This is a genomic window from Amycolatopsis sp. NPDC005961 (assembly GCF_040629235.1).
Lineage (GTDB): Bacteria > Actinomycetota > Actinomycetes > Mycobacteriales > Pseudonocardiaceae > Amycolatopsis > Amycolatopsis camponoti.
Genome location: NZ_JBEXVF010000017.1, coordinates 51,492 through 68,887 on the forward strand (window position 1 = coordinate 51,492; position 17,396 = coordinate 68,887).

The 17,396-nt window shown below is 74.0% G+C and carries 15 protein-coding genes; 12 read left to right on the top strand and 3 right to left on the bottom strand.

Features of this window, described 5'->3' with window-relative positions:
* The first annotated feature begins 15 nt into the window (after positions 1-15).
* From ABZ342_RS17925 to ABZ342_RS17935, 3 genes are read left to right on the top strand one after another with little or no spacing between them, the layout of a single operon-like run.
* Positions 16-963 (top strand): acyl-CoA dehydrogenase family protein, encoded by a 948-nt coding sequence (locus ABZ342_RS17925; protein ID WP_360474066.1) that lies wholly within the window; start codon positions 16-18, stop codon positions 961-963.
* A complete protein-coding gene (locus ABZ342_RS17930; RefSeq protein ID WP_360474068.1) occupies positions 960-2,213 on the top strand; it encodes a bifunctional PIG-L family deacetylase/class I SAM-dependent methyltransferase in 1,254 nt (417 codons plus the stop codon). Before ABZ342_RS17925 ends, ABZ342_RS17930 begins: the two co-directional genes overlap by 4 nt.
* Positions 2,210-2,929: a glycosyltransferase gene (locus ABZ342_RS17935; RefSeq protein WP_360474070.1), complete on the top strand. Its 720-nt coding sequence runs from the start codon at positions 2,210-2,212 to the stop codon at positions 2,927-2,929. The genes ABZ342_RS17930 and ABZ342_RS17935 overlap by 4 nt, the downstream gene beginning before the upstream one ends.
* A gap of 493 nt (positions 2,930-3,422) precedes the next feature.
* On the opposite strand, the gene ABZ342_RS17940 is transcribed toward ABZ342_RS17935, so the two are convergent.
* Positions 3,423-5,627, bottom strand: coding sequence for a helix-turn-helix domain-containing protein (locus ABZ342_RS17940; RefSeq protein WP_360474072.1), 2,205 nt, complete (start codon positions 5,625-5,627; stop codon positions 3,423-3,425).
* A gap of 333 nt (positions 5,628-5,960) precedes the next feature.
* Between ABZ342_RS17940 and ABZ342_RS17945 the strand changes: the two genes are divergently transcribed.
* The 7 genes from ABZ342_RS17945 to ABZ342_RS17975 are packed head-to-tail and all read left to right on the top strand — an operon-like array spanning position 5,961 to position 12,538.
* Positions 5,961-6,899: a helix-turn-helix domain-containing protein gene (locus ABZ342_RS17945; protein ID WP_360474074.1), complete on the top strand. Its 939-nt coding sequence runs from the start codon at positions 5,961-5,963 to the stop codon at positions 6,897-6,899.
* Between the two features lie 57 nt (positions 6,900-6,956).
* Entirely contained in the window at positions 6,957-7,724 is a 768-nt protein-coding gene (locus ABZ342_RS17950; protein ID WP_360474076.1) for a MoaF C-terminal domain-containing protein, read from the top strand.
* Positions 7,725-7,735: 11 nt separating this feature from the next.
* On the top strand, positions 7,736-8,131 hold the full coding sequence (locus ABZ342_RS17955; RefSeq protein ID WP_360474078.1) for a nuclear transport factor 2 family protein: 396 nt from the start codon (positions 7,736-7,738) through the stop codon (positions 8,129-8,131).
* Positions 8,128-9,297 (top strand): ABC transporter substrate-binding protein, encoded by a 1,170-nt coding sequence (locus ABZ342_RS17960; protein ID WP_360474080.1) that lies wholly within the window; start codon positions 8,128-8,130, stop codon positions 9,295-9,297. Before ABZ342_RS17955 ends, ABZ342_RS17960 begins: the two co-directional genes overlap by 4 nt.
* Positions 9,298-9,307: 10 nt before the next feature.
* Entirely contained in the window at positions 9,308-10,168 is an 861-nt protein-coding gene (locus ABZ342_RS17965; protein ID WP_360474082.1) for a branched-chain amino acid ABC transporter permease, read from the top strand.
* Complete coding sequence (locus ABZ342_RS17970; protein ID WP_360474084.1) at positions 10,155-11,849, top strand: ATP-binding cassette domain-containing protein; 1,695 nt, start codon at positions 10,155-10,157, stop codon at positions 11,847-11,849. Before ABZ342_RS17965 ends, ABZ342_RS17970 begins: the two co-directional genes overlap by 14 nt.
* The gene (locus ABZ342_RS17975) at positions 11,846-12,538 is read left to right on the top strand and encodes an ATP-binding cassette domain-containing protein (RefSeq protein ID WP_360474086.1); all 693 of its coding nucleotides are present in this window, start codon (positions 11,846-11,848) and stop codon (positions 12,536-12,538) included. Before ABZ342_RS17970 ends, ABZ342_RS17975 begins: the two co-directional genes overlap by 4 nt.
* A 21-nt stretch (positions 12,539-12,559) precedes the next feature.
* Here the strand turns inward: ABZ342_RS17975 and ABZ342_RS17980 are convergent, their stop codons facing one another.
* On the bottom strand, positions 12,560-13,360 hold the full coding sequence (locus ABZ342_RS17980; RefSeq protein ID WP_360474088.1) for an SDR family oxidoreductase: 801 nt from the start codon (positions 13,358-13,360) through the stop codon (positions 12,560-12,562).
* Between the two features lie 220 nt (positions 13,361-13,580).
* Here ABZ342_RS17980 and ABZ342_RS17985 point away from each other — a divergent pair, with 220 nt between their 5' ends.
* Both ABZ342_RS17985 and ABZ342_RS17990 read left to right on the top strand, forming a co-directional pair.
* Positions 13,581-14,327 carry a MoaF C-terminal domain-containing protein gene (locus ABZ342_RS17985; RefSeq protein WP_360474090.1) on the top strand — a complete coding sequence of 249 codons (747 nt, stop codon included), beginning with the start codon at positions 13,581-13,583 and terminating at the stop codon, positions 14,325-14,327.
* Between the two features lie 2 nt (positions 14,328-14,329).
* A complete protein-coding gene (locus ABZ342_RS17990; RefSeq protein ID WP_360474092.1) occupies positions 14,330-15,934 on the top strand; it encodes an amidohydrolase in 1,605 nt (534 codons plus the stop codon).
* Positions 15,935-15,970: 36 nt separating this feature from the next.
* Here ABZ342_RS17990 and ABZ342_RS17995 read toward each other — a convergent pair whose 3' ends face one another.
* On the bottom strand, positions 15,971-17,383 hold the full coding sequence (locus ABZ342_RS17995) for a GMC family oxidoreductase (protein WP_360474094.1): 1,413 nt from the start codon (positions 17,381-17,383) through the stop codon (positions 15,971-15,973).
* Positions 17,384-17,396 lie beyond the last annotated feature (13 nt).

Here is a 17,396-nt window from a genome sequence, read left to right on the forward strand (position 1 = left end):
GTACCCGTCGATCTTGTGAACGTCTTGCTGGCGGAGACCCCGCCGAAACCCCTGCCGTCCCCGCGCACGAGCGCGTCGGTCGGCGCCGAGCTGCGCTCGCTGCACGCCGCGGGTGAGCTCGACCTGCCGCTGCCCGGGGGCGAGCGGACCGCGGCCCGGTGGGCGGCGCTGGCCGCGTTCGGCCGCCGCGACCTCGCGCTGGCCCGGCTCGCCGAGGGGCACGCCGACGCCGTCGCGATCCTCGCCGAGGCGGGCCGCTCCCCCGCCGCGGGGGCGCTCTACGGCGTGTGGGCCGCGAAGTCCGGCGGCACCGGTGCGGTCCTGGAGGACGGCGCGCTCACCGGGACGGTCCGGTTCTGCTCCGGGCTCTCCCTGCTGGAACGCGCGCTGGTCGCGGCGGGTGACCGGCTGGTCGAGGTGGACCTCGCCGATCCCCGCGTCCGGCGGCACCCGGACGCGTGGCAGGCCGTCGGGATGGACGCCTCCGACAGCGGTGACGTGGTCTTCGACCGCGTGCCCGGCACGCTCGTCGGGCCGCCCGGCTGGTACGTGGCCCGGCCCGGGTTCGCCCGGGGTGGGGCGGGCGTCGCGGCCGTCTGGCTGGGCGGCGCCGCCGGTGTCTTCGATGGTGTCCTCGCGTACCTGCGCGACCGGGGTACCGCGGACGAGCACCAGCTCGCCCACGTCGGCGCGATGCACACCGCGCTGAGCTGCGCGGAAGCCGTGCTCGCGGGCGCGGCCACCGAAGACGTGGACGCTCTCGTCGCGGGCACCTGCCGGGCGGCGGTGGAACGTACCGCCGTCGAGGTCCTCGAACGCGCGCTGAAGGTGACCGGGCCGACGCCGGCGTGCCGGGACCGGCGCTTCGCCCAGCGGGTCGCCGACCTGCCGGTCTACGTCCGGCAGCACCACGCGGAGCGCGATCTCGCCGCCCTCGGCCGGACCGTTCTGGGTGCGGCATGACCGCGAGTTCGCTGCCCGCCTGGCCGGAAGAACCGTTCGAACGTGCCCTCGTCGTCGCCGCGCACCCCGACGACGAGACGCTCGGGGCGAGCGGCCTCCTGCAGCGCCTGCACGCGGCCGGCACCGCGGTGACGCTCGTCGTGGCGACCGACGGCGAAGCGGCCTTTCCCGCCGCCGGCGCCGCGGAACGCCGGGAGCTGGCCCGGACCCGCCGGCGCGAGCTGGCGGATTCCCTGCGGGCGCAAGGGCTTTCCGCCGTCGAGCCGGTGTGGGCCGGGCTGCCGGACTCCGGGCTGGCCGCGCACGAGGACGAGCTGACCGAAGTCCTGCGCGGGCACGCCGACGGGCACGACCTGTGCCTGCTGCCCTGGCCGGACGACCCGCACCCCGACCACCGGGCGGCCGCCCGGGCCGCGCTCGCCGCGGCGCCGGTGCCCGCGCAGTGCTGGTCGTACCCGATCTGGCTCTGGCACCGGCTGCGTCCCGACGACCCGGCCATCCCGTGGTCCCGGGCGCGCGCACTGCGGCTCACGAGAGCCGAGCAGGACGCCAAGGCGGCCGCGATCGCCACGTTCACCTCGCAGCTCAAGCCCGGCCCGCGGGGCGAGGACCCGATCCTGCCGGACGAGGTCCTGGCGCACTTCGCCGGCGATGCGGAGGTGTTCTTCCGCGAACCGCCGCGGACGTCGGCGCCGGTGAGCCGGTTCGCCTCGCTCTACGCCGCCGCGGAAGACCCGTGGTCGGTGGGGACGAAGTGGTACGAGCGGCGGAAGCGGGCGATGGTGCTGGCCTGCCTGCCCGACGAGCACTACGGCACGGTCGTCGAGCCCGCGTGCGGCGTGGGCGCGCTGACCCGTGACCTCGCGGCACGCGCCGACCGGGTCATCGCGTTCGACCCGGTGCCCGCGGCGGTGGAGCGCACCCGCGCGGCCGTCGCGGATCTGTCCGATGTGGACGTCCACATCGGAGCGGTGCCGTCCGCGATTCCGGAAGGGCCCGTGGACCTGCTGGTGTACGGGGAGATCCTGTACTACTTGGACGATGACGCGCTCGACGCGACGATCGAGGCGTCGGCGGCGGCGCTGCGCGAGGGTGGACACCTGCTGGCCGTGCACTGGCTCCCGTGGGCGCCCGAAGCGCCCCGCGACGGCCGGGACGCGCACGCGCGCCTGCTCGCGCACCCCGCGTTCGAGCCCTTGGTCGAGCACACCGACGAGCAGTTCCTCCTGCACGTGCTGAGGCGCCGGTGATCACGGCGGTCGGCGTCGTCGTACCAGCGCGGGACGAAGCTTCGCTCGTCGGTGCGTGCGTACGCGCCTTGGATCTCTCGCTGCGGCGGCTGCCCGCCGGAGTCGCGCGCGCGGTCTGCGTCGTCGCGGACCGCTGCGGTGACGCGACGGCGGCCGAGGCGTGCGCGGCGTTCGGCGAGGTGCCCGGCGTGGTCGTGGTCGCCCGGTCGGCCCGGACGGTCGGCGAGGTGCGGGACCTCGGCGTGGCGCGGGTCCGCGCGGCCCTCGGCTCCCCCGCGCCGGCGCGGACGTTGCTCTTGAGCACGGACGCCGACTCGCGCGTGACGCCGGGCTGGGCGCGGGCGCACCTGGCCCGGGCGCGCCAGGGATACCACGCGATCGCGGGGACGGCGGAGCTGTCGGACCCGTTCAGCACGTCGGCCCGGGCGCTTTCGCGGTACGACGACGTCCTCGACCGCGCGCGCACGACGGAGGGGCACGGCTCGGTGTACGGCGCGAACCTGGGCGTGCGGGCGGACGCGTTCGACGTGGTGGGCGGCTTCGGGCCCCGGGCGACGGGCGAGGACCACGACCTGTGGCGCCGGCTCGGCCAGGCCGGCTTCCGCCGCTGCTACGAGTCCGGGGCCCCGGTCGTGACGAGCGCGCGGCTGCACGGCCGGGCCCCCGACGGCCTGGCGGCCCTGCTCCGCGGCCTGGCCGAGGACACCGTCGCCTGACCTCGCCCCTCCCGGCGTGAGCGGAGAGGCAGCACGCGTGTCCGAGCAGGCTTCCCGCGTGACTGCACGGGCATCACGCGTGATTGAGCGGGCATCACCCGTGATTGAGCGGGCATCACCGCGATGCCCCTCCAATCACGCGAGATGCCCCTCCAAACACAGGTGATGCCCCTCCGATCACGGGTGATGCCCGTTTGTGGAGGTCGTTCGTAGAGGTTGTCGCTGTCGCGCCCGGCCGCGCGGCGCCAAGATCGGCTTTTGCCGCCACTCCCGATGAGAAGGGCACCGGTGAGAGCCGCCTGGAGGATCCTGCTCGCCGCGCTCGTCGCGGCGTCCCTGCTCACCGCGGTGCCCGCCGCGGCCGCGGAAGCGCGGACGCACGTCGTTCTCGTGGAGCGGGTCCGCGACACCGTCACCCTCGTCTGCGCGCGTCACGGCGGCATGGTCAGCTGCGTCCCCGCGCATCGGGCCCGGCCCTACGTGACGCCCGTGGTCACAACCGGTCCAGCTCCGCTCGCACCACGGCCGCGCGCTCCTCACCGCCGTACTCCCGCAGCAGCTCCAGCGCGTCCGTGAGCACCTCGCGCGCCCGGCCGCGGTCCCCCCGGCCCAGGTGCGCGCGGCCCAGCTCGGCCAGCGTCAGCGCCTCGTACAGCCGGACCCCGGCCTCGCGCCAGAGGTACACGCTCCGGCCCAGCTCCTCGACCGCGAGGTCGAACCGGCCCAGCTCCCGGTGCACGATCCCGATCCGCATCCGGCCGTACGCCATCCCGCGCACGTCGCCGGTTTCCTCGCCGACGGCCACCGCTTCGCTCGCGTACGCCAGTTCGCGCGCGCGGTCGCCCTGGCGCCCGTACAACACCGCGAGATTGACCAGGTTCAGCGTCTCGACGTACCGCAGCCCGAGCGACCGGTTGAGCGCCAGGCTCCGTTCGCCGAAGACGATGGCCTCGTCGACGTCGTCCCCGAGGCCGTACACGAAGCACAGGTTGTTGAGGGTGCCCGCCAGCTGACGCTCGTCGCCGATCGCTTCCCAGTCGGCGAGGCTGCGGCGGAGGAAGGCGTGCGACCGGCGGAACCCGGCCGCTTCGCCGCCGGATGCGAGCTCGGCCTCGGCGACCCCGAGGTCGTTGCGCAGCGTCGCGGCGGCGACCGGGTCGACGCCGTCGACCAGCTGCAACGCCACCTCGTCGACCTGGATCGCGTCCCGCCAGCGGGCTCGCGCGCGGTGGTATTCGTACAGCCCGAGCCCGACGGCGGCGATCGCCTCGGGCGGCACCCCGGGTGTCGCGGCGGCCTGCCGGACGACCGTGACGAGGTGCGCCTGGTGCCGGTCGAGCCAGGCGAACACCTCGTCGGCGGACGCCGGCCCGGCCGACGCCCACCGTCCGGCCGCCCAGTCGTGGCGGTGCGAAGCCGCCGAGACGAGCGCCATGCTCTGCCACGCCATCGCCGCGCACAGCTCGACGACGCGTGTGATCGCCGCGGCCCGCTCGCCCGCCGGTGCCTGCTCCCGGGCGTAGAGCCGGAGCAGGTCGTGCAGCCGGTACCACCCGGGGGCGGGCGTGGTCAGGAGGTGCTCGTCGGTGAGCCGCTCCAGCAGCGCCTCCGTCTCCCGCTCGGGCGCGTCGAGCAGTCGGCTCGCGACGGGCACCGACAGCTCGGGGACGTCGAGCAGCGACAGGAGCGGGTACGCGCGGGCCGCGGACTCGTCGAGCGCGCCGACGGCGAGCGCGAAGCTGGTCCGGACGCCGGTTTCGTCGAGCCGGCGACGTTCGTCGTCGAGCCGGTGCGCGAGGTGGGCGACGGGCCAGCGTGGCCGCGTCGCCAGCCGCGCGCCGACCAGGTGCAGGGCCAGCGGCAGGTAGCCGCACAGGCGCGCGACCGTGCGGGCCGCGGTGGGTTCGGCCGCGACGCGCTCGGCGCCGACCTCGGCCGCGAGCAGGCGCAGCGCGTCGGCCTCGGGCAGGACGTTGAGCAGCACCTGGTGCGCTTGGGGCAGGTCGGTCAGCGCGACGCGGCTGGTGACGATCGCCGCCGAGCCCCCGGCGCCGGGGAGCAGCGGCGCGACGTGGGCGGCGTCGCGGGCGTTGTCGAGCAGGAGCAGGACGCGCTTCGGGGCGAGCAGCGTCCGGAAGCGGGCGGACGCGGAATCGAGCGACAACGGCGTCGGCGGCTCACCCCCGAGTTCCCGGATGAGCCGGTCGAGCAGGTCGAGGGGATCCGGCGGGTCGGCGGCGTGGCCGCGCAGGTCGAGGTGCAGCGAGCCGTCGGGGAAGCGCCGGGCGAGCCGGTGGCCGGCTTCGAGGGCGAGCGCGGTCTTGCCGACGCCCGCCATCCCGGCGACGGCGACCACGCCGCCCTGACGGGATTCGCCGAGCAGGCCCAGGACGCGATCCAGCTCGGCTTCGCGACCGGTGAACGCGGCGACCCCGCCGGGCAGTTCACGCGGGACGACAGCGGCGCCCGCCGGACTGCCGGGCCGCGCGGCCGCGGCGGCGAACTCGGCGCGGTCGTCGCCGGTGAGGCCGAGGGCGTCGGCGAGCCGGTCGAGGGTTTCGCGGTGCGGGTAGCGGCGGTCGCCCCGTTCGAGCGCGCCGATGGCCTGGCCGCTGAGCCCGGACTTCTCGGCGAGCGCCTCCTGGGTCAGCTCCGCGGCGCGCCGAAGGCGGCGCAGCCGAGTACCGAACGACTCCATCCCCGCTCCCCTCCCCGCACGAGGATCACATGCCGGGGAGGGAGGGCGCCAGGACAGGTTGGGGGTTCCGTCGCGCTGGTGACTCGCCGACCCCCGTGCCCGGGCGGCGGAAGTTCCCACCGCGCAGACGACCGGCCAACCTCCGGGAGCCCTGGTCAGCGGATCTCGCCGCCCACGGCGGCCCGAACCATCCGGCCGCGCGGTGCGCCGGTCAGCGGCACCCGGCCGACTCACCCCACGTCGGCCACCTCCCGCCGTCAAGCATTGTCGGCGAAGATCGTATCGCTTATCGTATACGACACTGCTCCCCTCTCAATGCAGCGAGGTGACCCCGTGCCCGCCCCCACGACCCTCATCGCCCGTGACTTCACCGAATTCCGCACCGCGGTTTCGCAGTCGTTCGTCCCCTTGCACGTCACTGCCGGTGGGGACGGCTTCCGCGGCCGGATCCGCTCCTCGGGCGCCGACGAGGTGCAGGTCTCCGAAGTCACCGCCTCGCCCCACGTCGTCGAGCGCACGCCCGAGCTGATCGCGCGCGGTGACCGCCGCTACTACAAGCTGAGCCTCGTCCTCGCCGGCACCAGCCTCCTCGTGCAGGACGGCCGCCAAGCCGTCCTGCGCCCCGGGGACGTCGCCCTCTACGACACCCACCGGCCCTACTCGCTGGTGTTCGAAGAGGACTTCCGGACCCTCGTCGTGATGTTCCCGCAGCGCCTGATCGACCTGCCCGCCGAGCTCGTCGGCCGGCTCACCGCGGTGCGCATGTCGGGCAAGGAAGGCGTCGGCAACGTCGTCGTCCCCTTCCTCGCCCAGCTCGGCGGCAACCTCGAGCAGCTGGCCGGCCCGGCTGGCGCGCGGCTCGCGCACAGCGCCGTCGACCTGCTGTCCACGCTCGTCGCCACCGAGCTGGACCTGGCGAACGAAGACCCGCACCACGAGCTGATGCGCCGGATCCGCGCCCACATCGACGCGAACCTGCCCTCGGCCGACCTCGGCCCGGCGCGGATCGCCGCCGAGCACTTCATCTCGACGCGGCACCTGCACGGGCTCTTCCAGGAGCAGGGCACCACCGTCGCCGGCTGGATCCGCACGCGCCGGCTCGAGCACTGCCGCCGCGACCTGCTCGACCCCGTGCACGCCGGCCGCCCGGTCGCGGCGATCGCCGCGCGCTGGGGGTTCGTCGACGCCGCGCACTTCAGCCGGGTGTTCAAGAGCGCGTTCGGCCGGGCGCCGAGCGAGCTGCGCCGCGAGTTGACCGTCAGCGACCGGTAGTTGCCCCGCAGCGCGTGACCGCTCGCCCGGACGGGGTGCCCGCCCGACGATGAGGCCATGCCCGAAGCCCCCACCGACGGCTGGCGCACCTACGACGAGTTCGCCGCCGGGATCGCCACCTACCGCCTGCCCGACGCCGACCTCACCGGCCGGGACGTCACGATCACCCTCGACGACGGCGAAGTCCTCAACCTGAGCTTCAAGGACGCCGAGCACGTCGTGTGCAACGGCGTCGAGGACCCGTACGACGCGGTCGCCGTGCGCGACGACGTCCTCTTCGTGAACCTGCCGCTCACCAGCGTCGACGGCGAAGCGCTGACCGTCGTGTACTCGACGACGTCCCATCGCGCGCTCGCCGTCCGCTCGGTGATCGGCGCGGAAGACGTCGAAGGAGTTCCCCGGGTCTCCCAGAGCTTCCAGTCCGGGGTCACCGACGGTGGCCCGCCCACCGGCGCCGCGCCCGGCCCGTCGCGCGACCTCATCGGCAAGCGCAACCTGTACCGCTACAGCCCCGAGCACCTCTACGAGCACGTCTACGTCTCGTCGGAGCGCTACGCGTGGCAGTGCCTGGAAGGCGTCCAGCGCGGCCACGGCGACATGGACCTCTCGACGGTGTGGAAGTTCGCCGACGGCCTCTACCTGTTCTGCTTCCGGGAGTTCCGGATCGCCGTGGCCAGCGTGTGGCTGCACGACCTCGGCTACGCGCTGCGCACCACCGGCGTCTTCCTCGGCCTCACCGGCGACGGCCGGTCCGAGCACTCCCGCGCCGGCGGGCACATCTACCCGCTGGGCTCGGTCGGCTACCCCGACGCCCAGCCCGTCTGAAGGAGCCACCTGTGTCCACTGTGGACGTGATCCGCGCGCACTACGCCGCCGGCGACCGGGGCGACCTGCCCGGCATGCTCGCCCCGCTCGGCCCGGAGACGACTTGGACGGAGGCCGCGGGCTTCCCCTACGCCGGCACGTACACCGGCCCGGACGAAGTCCGCGAGCGCGTCTTCGAAGCGATCGGACGGGACTGGGACGGCTACCGCTTCACCCTCGCCGACCTCCTCGACGCCGGGGACACCGTCGTCGGCGTCGGCACCTACACCGGCACCCACCGCCGGACCGGCCGATCCTTCATCGCCCGCGTCGCGCACCTGTGGCGGTTCGACGGCGGCGCGGTCACCTCCTTCGAGCAGATCGTCGACTCCGCGCCCGTCGTGGCCGCGGCCCGGGAGCAGTCATGAGAAAGATCTTCCCCGCCCTCGCGGCCGCCGTCCTCCTCACCGCGGGCTGCGCCGGGTCCGGAACCGGCGCGGACGGCCCGATCGTCGTCGGCTCGGTCAACGCGCTCAGCGGCGCGGCCACCTTCCCGGAGGCCTCGCAGGCGGCCAAGGCCGTGTTCGACGCGGCCAACGCGGCCGGCGGCGTCAACGGGCGCAAGATCGAGTACAAGGCGATCGACGACAAGGGCGACCCGGCGGCGGCCGCGGCGGCCGCGCGTGAAGTGGTCGGCGGCGACGACGCCGTCGCGCTCGTCGGGTCGTCGAGCCTGATCGAGTGCGAGATCAACGCGAAGTACTACGAGCAGCAGAAGATCCTGTCCGTGCAGGGCATCGGCGTCGACCCGGCGTGCTTCTCGAGCCCGAACATCGCGCCGGTCAACGTCGGGCCGTTCCACGACATGACGCTCACCCTGCTGTACGGCTCGGAGACGTTGAAGCTCGACAACATCTGCGCGCTGCTGGAGATCGCGGGCAACACGCTCCCGGCGTACCGGGCCGCGATCGACGAGTGGACGAAGATCACCGGCAAGAAGCTGAAGTACGTCGACTCCACCGTCCCCTACGGCAGCTCCGACTACACCTCCTACATCGTCAAGGCGCGAGCCGCGGGCTGCAAGGCGATCACCGTCAACCCGGTCGAGCCCGACTCGATCGGCCAGCTCAAGGCCGCGCAGGCGCAGGGCTGGAACGACGTCACCTGGCTGCTGCTGACCAGCGTCTACAGCGAGAACTACGCGAAGGCGATCTCGAACGCCGGCGCCGGGGTGTACGTGCCGGCCGAGTTCTACCCCTTCACCGACGCCGGCAGCCCGCAGACCAAGGAGTGGCGCGACCTGATGACGAAGAACAAGATCCCGCTGACGTCGTTCAGCCAAGGCGGCTACCTGGCGGCCAAGTACTTCTTGGACGTGGTGAAGGGGATCAAGGGTGACGTCACGCGCGAGACCGTGACCCAGGCGCTGCGCGAGATGCGGCCGGTCAGCGACCCGATGGTCGGGACGCCGTACGTGTTCGGGCCGGCGCAGGCGCACCACGACAACACCGCCGGCTGGCCGATCAAGCTGGCCTCCGGCACGAACAAGTGGGAGCTGGCCGGGCAGGACTGGCTCCGGATCCCGAAGCCGTAGGAGGACGTCGATGCTGCAGGGCGCTCTGGCCGGTCTCGCCGCCGGCGGCCTCTACGCGGTGCTCGCGGTGTGCCTGACGCTGATGTCGCGACTGGTCCGCGTGGTCAACTTCGCGCAGTCCGCCACCGGGATGTTCGGCTGTTACGTCGCGGTGTTCCTCGCCGTCCACTCAGGACTGCCCGAGTGGACGGCGACGGTGGCGGGGATCGTGCTCGGCGGTGCGCTGAGCGCGGTCCTCGGCTGGATCGTGTCGACGTGGCTCGCCGAGGCGGACACCGGGACGCGCTCGGCGGTGACCGTCGCGGTGCTCCTGCTGCTGATCTCGCTGGCGTTCATCCTGTTCGGGAACAAGCCGCAGCCGTTCCACCCGCTGCTGGCCGGGCCCGCGTTCACCGTCGGCGGCGTCGTGATCAGCCAGGTCACGGTGGTCACCGTCGCGCTGGCCGTGCTGGTGGCGCTCGGCTGCCGGGTGGTGCTGGCCCGCACGACGCTCGGTGTCCGGCTGCGCGCGCTGTCCGAGCGCCCGACCACGGCGGAGCTGCTGGGCATCCCGGCCCGGCCGCTGTCGGTCGGCGTCTGGACGGCGACCGGGGTGATCGCCACGCTGGCCGTCTCGATCGTCGCGCCGTCGCAGTCGAACGACCCGACGTCGCTGGCGATGCTCGTGGTCCCGGCGGCCGCGGCCGCTCTGCTCGGCGGCTTCCGGCGGCTCGACCTGGCCGTGGCCGGCGGGCTGGTGCTCGGCATGGCGCAGGGCGCGGTCGCCCAGTCCGACCGGCTGTCGGTGCTGCGGTACTTCCTCCCGTTCCTGGTCATCGTCGCGGTGCTGCTCTGGACGCAGCGCAAGGAGGTGTGGGATGCGGCTCGCTGAGCGGTTCCTGCCGCCGCTCGTCGCGGCCGCGGCGGTCGGCATCGGCTACGCGCTGAGTACCGGGCTCGCCGGGTACTTCGTCTACCTCGGCGTCAGCGCCGTCGTCGCGGCGATCGCCCTGCTCGGGCTCGGCGTCGTCACCGGCACCGCCGGGATGGTTTCCCTGTGCCAGCTCACCTTCGGCGCGGTGGGCGCGTTCGTCGTCTCGGCGTGCAACGTCGCGGGCGTGCCCGGCGGGTTCGTCGTCTGGCTGGTCCTGGGCGGGCTGGCCGCCGCCGCGGCCGGGGTGCTCGTCGGGCTGCCGGCGTTGCGGCTGCGCGGGATCACCCTGGCCGTCGTCACGCTCGGGCTCGCCGCGGCCGCCGACCTGACACTGGTGCAGATCCAGTTCCCCGGCGCCACGGAAGGGCTCTCGGTCGAGCGTCCGGAAGCGTTCTCCGACGACCGGTCGTACTTCCTCTTCGCGGTGCTGGTCCTGGTCGCCTGCGGGCTGCTCGTGCACTACCTGCGCCGCGGCCGCTGGGGCAGCAGCTGGCACTTCGTCGCGTTCTCCGAGCGCGGTACCGCCGCGGTCGGCGCCGGCGTGCGGACGTCGAAGCTGACGGCGTTCGCGGTCAGCGCCGCGCTCGGCGGGATCAGCGGCGGCCTGCTCACCGGCCAGGTCGGCCTCGCCTTCCCGGCCAGCTTCACCGCGATCCAGTCCCTCGCGCTGTACGTGCTGGCCGTCATGTCCGGCGCACACCTCATCGACATGGCGGTGTTCGGCGCGCTGCTCTGGGTCGCCGTGCCGGAGCTGCTGAAGCGCTGGGGCGTGCCGCAGGACTGGGGGTTCGTGATCTTCGGTGTCCTGGGCATCCAGGCGCTCGCCGGGCGCGGCAACCTCGGCACCGCCGTCCGCGCCCTGCGGCACCGGTCTCGCGGGCCGGCCGGGCTCGGCCTCACCGACGTCGACGAGGTCGCGCCGCTGCCGCCGGGCGACCCGGTGCTGGAGGTCCGCGGCCTGACCGTCTCCTTCGGACACGTCAAGGCACTGTCCGATGTGGACATTTTGGTGCCGGAGCACGGGATCCTCGGCGTGATCGGGCCCAACGGCGCCGGGAAGTCCACCTTGGTCGACGTGATCAGTGGGTTCCTGCCGCGCGCGGCCGGCACGGTCACGCTCGACGGCCACCCGCTCACAGGTTCGCCGACCCGGCGGGCCCGCGCCGGGCTGCGGCGGACGTTCCAGCAGGACCGCGTCCCCCCTGGCCTCGCTGTGGGGGCGTACGTGCGGTTCGTCGCCCGCCGGCGGCTCTCCGACGCCGAGGTCGCCGACGCGCTGGAGTTCTTCGGCTGCCCGGCGGCGCGGACGCCGCTGTCCCGGGTGGACGCCGGCGCGCGGCGCCTCGTCGAGGTCGTCGGCCACCTCCTGGCCCGGCCGCGGGTGCTGCTGCTCGACGAGCCGGCGGCCGGGCTGCCGCACGAGGAGCACGTGGCGTTCGGGCGGCGGCTGCGGCAGGTGCCGGCCCGGTTCGGGGTGTCGGTGCTGCTCATCGAACACGACCTCGACCTCGTCCGGTCGGTGTGCGACCGGCTGACGGTGCTCGACTTCGGCGAAGTGCTGGCGAGCGGGCCGCAGGCCGACGTGCTGGCCGACCCGGCGGTCCTGAAGGCGTACATGGGCGAAACGGAGCTGCTGTGAACGCGTTGCGCGTCGACGGGCTGACGGTGAAGCGCGGCGCGGGCCCGGTGATCCGCGACGTCGGGTTCACGCTGGAGCCCGGCCGGATCACGGCACTGGTCGGGCCCAACGGGGCCGGGAAGACCAGTCTTCTGGAGGCGGTGTCGGGGGTCGTGGCGCCGTCGGCGGGCCGCGTCCACCTCGGCGACGCCGACATCACCCGGCATTCGCGGGTGGCGCGGGCGCGGCTCGGGCTCGCGCACATCGAGCAGGGCCGGGCGGTGTTCCCCGGGCTCACGGTGCTGGAGAACCTCCGCCTGACCGCCCGCACGGCGTCCCGGCTCGACGCCGTGCTCGAGCTGTTCCCCGAGCTGGCCAAGCGCCGCGACTCGCCCGCGGCCCTGCTGTCGGGTGGCGAACAGCAGATGCTGGTGCTGGCGCGGGCGTTCGCGGCGCGTCCGGCGTTCCTGCTCATCGACGAGATGTCGCTGGGCCTGGCGCCGGTGGTGTTCACGCGCCTGCTGCCGGTGGTGACGCGGTTCGCCGCCGAGGGGGCGGCGATCCTGCTGGTGGAGCAGTTCACGCACCTGGCACTGGGCGTCGCGCAAGAGGCGCTGGTGGTGTCGTCGGGCCGGGTGACGTACGCGGGCGACGCGCAGGCGTTGCTGGACTCCCCCGCGACCTTGCACGCGGCCTACCTGGGGGCGTGACCCGCACGCCCCCAGGCGTCGTCACATGCCGGCGCGCTCGAAGGCCAGGGTGGGGAGGTCCACCGCGTGGGCGCCGCCGTCGGCGACCAGGACCGCGCCCGTGATGTATGACGACTCCGGCGAGCCCAGGAACCGGACCACCGCCGCGATCTCTTCGGGCTCGGCCGGGCGGCGCAACGGGACCTCCGCCGTCACGCGCCGGTAGCCCTCGTCGTGGCCACCTTCGAAACCGGCCGCCGCCGCGAACTGGTCCATCTCGCCGTCGGCCATCGGGGTGCGGACCCAGCCCGGGCAGACGGCGTTCGCGCGGACGCCCTTCGGTCCGAAGTCGCGGGCGATCGAGCGGGTCAGGCCGATCAGCGCGTGCTTGGCCACCGTGTACCCGGCGACGTTCGGCCCGGCGAACAACCCGGCCAGCGACGACACGACGACGATCTGCCCGCCGGTCCCGACCAGCGACGGCAGCGCGGCCCGGCAGAGGACGAACGCGCTCGACAGGTTCGAGCGCAGCGCCAGTTCCCACTCGTCGTCACCGGTGTCGGCGACCGACCGGAACCCGTGGCCACCCGCGTTGGCGACGACGACGTCCAGCCGCCCGTACCGGCCGTCGATCTCGGCGACCGCGTTCTCCGCGTCCTCACGCACACTCGCGTCGCAAGCGATCACGTGCGCGCCGGTCTCGGCGGCGACCTTCTCCAGTGGCTCGCGACGCCGTCCCAGCACGACGACCCGCGCGCCCTCGGCCGAGTAGCGCCGCGCGACCGCCGCGCCGATGCCGGTGCCGCCGCCGGTGATGGCGACGACCCTCTCCTTGGTGTCCACTGTGGATCCTTTCCGGGCGGGGGAACGCCGAGCGGGCCGGCATCCCGAAGTCGGGGCACACGCAGGTGACGCGGATGCCCGGCACCTCTTCCAGGTGCGGTGGCGCGTGCGCTCATCCTCACCGCGGGCGCCGCCGCGCGGTTGGCGTCGAGCGCACCGTTGTTGTCCACGCCCGCACGGGCGGTTCCGCGGGGGCGGGCACCGGCCGAGACTGACCAGGGTGACGACGCTTTCCGACACCTCGACCTGGCTGCCGCTCGACGGACTGGCCCCCGGCTTCGACGCGAACAAGGCCCCGGCGACCGGCGACCTCGACGGCCGCGAGTTCGTCCTGCGCGACGCCGGCGGGCCGGTCTTCACCCGGACCGGGGCGGACCCCGGCGAAACCTTCCTCGTCGACGACGGCCTTCACTACGTCCAGCCCGACCCGGGCGACGCGCGCGAAGCGGTGTCGCTGTTCCTGGACCTGCGCGACGGCCGGGCGCTCGTCGTCACCACGACGATCGGCGACGCCGGCACCCCACGCGTCTCGCAGGAGTTCCGGCCCGCCACGATCGACGGCATCGAGGTCCGCGGGGAGGCGATGGCGCCGAGCACGGCGCTGATCGGCCGGCGCGTGCTCTGGGTCTACAGCGAGCAGCACGCCTACGAGCACGTCTACCTCAGCCCGCACTGGTACACGTGGCAGTGCCTGGCCGGGCCCGAGCGCGGGCTCGCCGACACCGACGAGAACACCGTCTACACGGTCCGGCCCGGCATCCACGTCTTCACCTGGCGGGAGAAGGTCATCCCGTGCGCGTCGGTGACGATCGCCGACCACCGCGACGCCCGCCGCCTGCGTTCGCACGGTGTCCTCTTCGGACTGGACGCCACCGGCGAGCGGCCGACGCACTTCACCTTCGGCGCGCACGGCCGCCTGCTGAGCACCACCGTCCACCCCGGACACCTCGACCCGGCGGAGAGCTGACCGTGGCCGCCGACCTCGTCCTCACCAACGCCGTGGTGTACACCGTGGACGCCGCCCGGCCGTGGGCGTCTTCGCTGGCCGTCACCGACGGGAAGATCGTCGCGCACGAAGAAGTCGGGCCGGACACCGAGGTCCTCGACCTCGCCGGCGCGTTCGTCATGCCGGGCCTGGTCGACGTCCACAACCACCACGCGATGGCCGGCCGCGCCGACCTGTTCGAGCTGACTTTCGGCTCGGACGCGGGCCTCGGCGACATCCTCGACGCGGTCCGCGCGCGGACCGCCGGGCTCGGCCCGGACGAGTGGCTGACCGGCGGGGCGTGGGCGTCCACCCTGGTCGAGACCCTGTCGTCCACGTCCGCCCGGCACGCGCTGGACGAGGCCGCGGGCGGGCGCCCGGTGTCGCTCACCGACGACAGCCGGCACAACCGCTGGGTGAGCAGCCGCGCCCTGGAACTGGCCGGCATCACCGCGGCCACGCCGGACCCGGCCGGCGGCGTGATCGTCCGCGACGGCGGTTCGCCCAGCGGGCTCCTCCTGGAGGCCGCCGGCGTGCTGGTCGAGCGGGTGACCGGCGAACTGACACCCGACCGGCATCGCCGCGCGTCCCGGCGGGCGATCGAGATCCTGCACAGCTTCGGCGTCACGGCGTTCCAGGACGCCGGGGTCTCGACCGACATCCTCGGCGCGCTCCGCTCGCTGGACCTCGCGGGCGAGCTGGACGCGTGGGTGGTGTCGTCGCTGCTGGTCAACGACCCGATCTTCGGCTTCGACCCGATCGGCGCGCCGCTGCTGGCGGTCGCCGATCGCTACCGCACGGAACACCACCGCCCGGACTTCGTGAAGATCTTCCTCGACGGCGTCCCGCCGACGCGCACGGCCGCGTTCCTCGAGCCGTACCTGCCCGACGACACCCACGGCGGCTGCTTCCACGGCTCGACGACGATGCCGCCCGAGGAGCTGACGGACTGGCTGCGCACGGCGGCTTCGGCCGGATTCTCGGCGAAGGTGCACTGCACCGGGGACGCGTCGGTGCGGCAGTTCCTGGACGCGGTTTCGCGGCTGCGCGCCGAGGGGTTCGCCGAGACGCGGTTCCAGGTGGCGCACGGCCAGTTCGTGCACCCGGACGACCTCCCGCGGTTCGCGGCGCTGGGCGTGGCGGCCGACATCTCGCCGTTCCTCTGGGTGCCCGGCGTGATCCCGGACGCGATCGCGGAGGTGCTGCCCGCCTCCCGCGCGGCCCGCATGCAGCCGAACCGCACGCTCCTGGACACCGGCGCCCTCGTCGCCGGCGGGTCGGACTGGCCGGTCAGCGAGTCGCCGAACGCGTGGGAGGGCATCGCGGGGCTCGTGACGCGGGAGGATCCGCACGGCAGGCGGCCGGGCGCGCTGTGGCCGGAGCAGGCGATCACCCTGGCCGAGGCGATCGAGGTGTTCACCCTCGGCGGGGCGCGGGCCGCCGGCCTCGACGACGTCACGGGTTCGCTGACGCCGGGCCGGTCCGCGGACTTCGTGGTGCTGGACCGGGATCCGTTCACGACGGCCGAGGTGGCCGAGACGCGGGTGACCGAGACGTGGTTCGCGGGACGGCGCGTGTTCCGGCGCTGACCCCGCGCGGAGCGGTCCTCCTCGCTCCGCGCGGGGTCAGCGCCCAAGGACGAACGTCGCCGCCCGCTCTCCCACCAACACCGTCGGTGCGTTCGTGTTGCCCGTCGTCACGCGCGGCAGTACCGACGCGTCCGCCACGACCAGCCCCTCGAGTCCGTGCACCGTCAGCTCCGGGCTCACCACCGACGAGACGTCCGTGCCCATCCGGCACGTGCCGACCTGGTGGTGGTAGGTGATCGCCGTCCGCCGCACGTACTCCCGGACTTCATCCTCCGGGGCCGGGTACAACTGCCGGGCGCCCCATTCCGTCGCCAACGCCGGCGCGCGGCCGACCGTCATGCACTGCTCCACCGACGCCACCAGGCTCTCGAAGTCGGACCGCTCCGCGAGCGCCGCCAGGTCGATCCGTACCGCGCCGTCCGGGCCCAGCCGCAAGCTCCCCCGGCTCTTCGGCGTCACCATGCCCGCCATCAGCGAAAATCCCGTCGGCGGCCCGGACATCCACGGCTCGTACATCGGGACGCTGAAACAGATCGGCTGCGTGTCCGGCACCTCGAGACCCGGGCGGCTGCGCCAGAACCAGTGCACCTGCGTCACCGGCCGGCCCGGCCACGGCGAGACCTCCCGGTCCGTCGCGAAGATCACCGGCGCCAGCAGGTGATCGTGCAGGTTGCGCCCCACCCCGGGCAGGTCCGCGACAACGTCGGTGCCGAGCGCGGTCAGCTCGTCCGCCGGGCCGACGCCGCTGCGGAGCAGGATCTCCGGCGATCCCAGCGCGCCCGCCGCGAGGACCACCAGATCGGCCGGCAGCTCGCGCACTGAACCTCCGAGAGAAGCGACCACCCCGGTGACGCGCGAGCCGGAGAACCGGAGCCGGTGCACCGAAGCTCCCGTGTGGACAGTCATCCGCGAAGCCACCGGCGAACCGTAAGCGTGCCAAGTGTCGAAGCGCCGGCCGTCCCGGAGGGTGATCTGCTGCACGGACACCCCCTCCGAGGCGTTCGGAGGCAGGCCAACGGAAAGACAAGCGTCCATGACGGACTGCTGGATCGGGTGCACCGGGACGTTCGGGACGACCTCGAGGAGGTCCTTCTCGATCCGCTCGAACACCGGCGCGACGTCGGACCAAGTCCAGCCGGGCAGGCCCCAGCCGTCGTAGTCGGCGGGCGCGCCGCGGACCCAGATCATCGCGTTGAGCGCGTGCGACCCGCCGAGCACCTTGCCCCGCGGCAGGTGCAGCCGCCGGCCCGCCGCGTGGGGTTGCGGAACCGTGTGGTGGTCCCAGTCCTCCGGCCCGTGCCACAGCTCCCCCGCCCGCGCCGGGTCGTGGATGGCGGGGTTGACGTCCGGGCCGCCCGCCTCCAGGAGCGTCACCGCCGCGCCCGCGTCCACCAGCCGCCGCGCCACCACCGAGCCGGCCGAGCCGGCGCCCACCACGATCACGTCCATGCGTTTCAGCCTG

Excerpts from the sequence above, each read along its gene's own strand:
- ABZ342_RS17965 (WP_360474082.1), top strand. The coding sequence starts at position 9,308 with ATGCTGCAGGGCGCTCTGGCCGGTCTCGCCGCCGGCGGCCTCTACGCG.
- ABZ342_RS17950 (WP_360474076.1), top strand. The coding sequence starts at position 6,957 with ATGCCCGAAGCCCCCACCGACGGCTGGCGCACCTACGACGAGTTCGCC.
- ABZ342_RS17970 (WP_360474084.1), top strand. The coding sequence starts at position 10,155 with ATGCGGCTCGCTGAGCGGTTCCTGCCGCCGCTCGTCGCGGCCGCGGCG.
- ABZ342_RS17995 (WP_360474094.1), bottom strand. The coding sequence starts at position 17,383 with ATGGACGTGATCGTGGTGGGCGCCGGCTCGGCCGGCTCGGTGGTGGCG.
- ABZ342_RS17960 (WP_360474080.1), top strand. The coding sequence starts at position 8,128 with ATGAGAAAGATCTTCCCCGCCCTCGCGGCCGCCGTCCTCCTCACCGCG.
- ABZ342_RS17940 (WP_360474072.1), bottom strand. The coding sequence starts at position 5,627 with ATGGAGTCGTTCGGTACTCGGCTGCGCCGCCTTCGGCGCGCCGCGGAG.
- ABZ342_RS17930 (WP_360474068.1), top strand. The coding sequence starts at position 960 with ATGACCGCGAGTTCGCTGCCCGCCTGGCCGGAAGAACCGTTCGAACGT.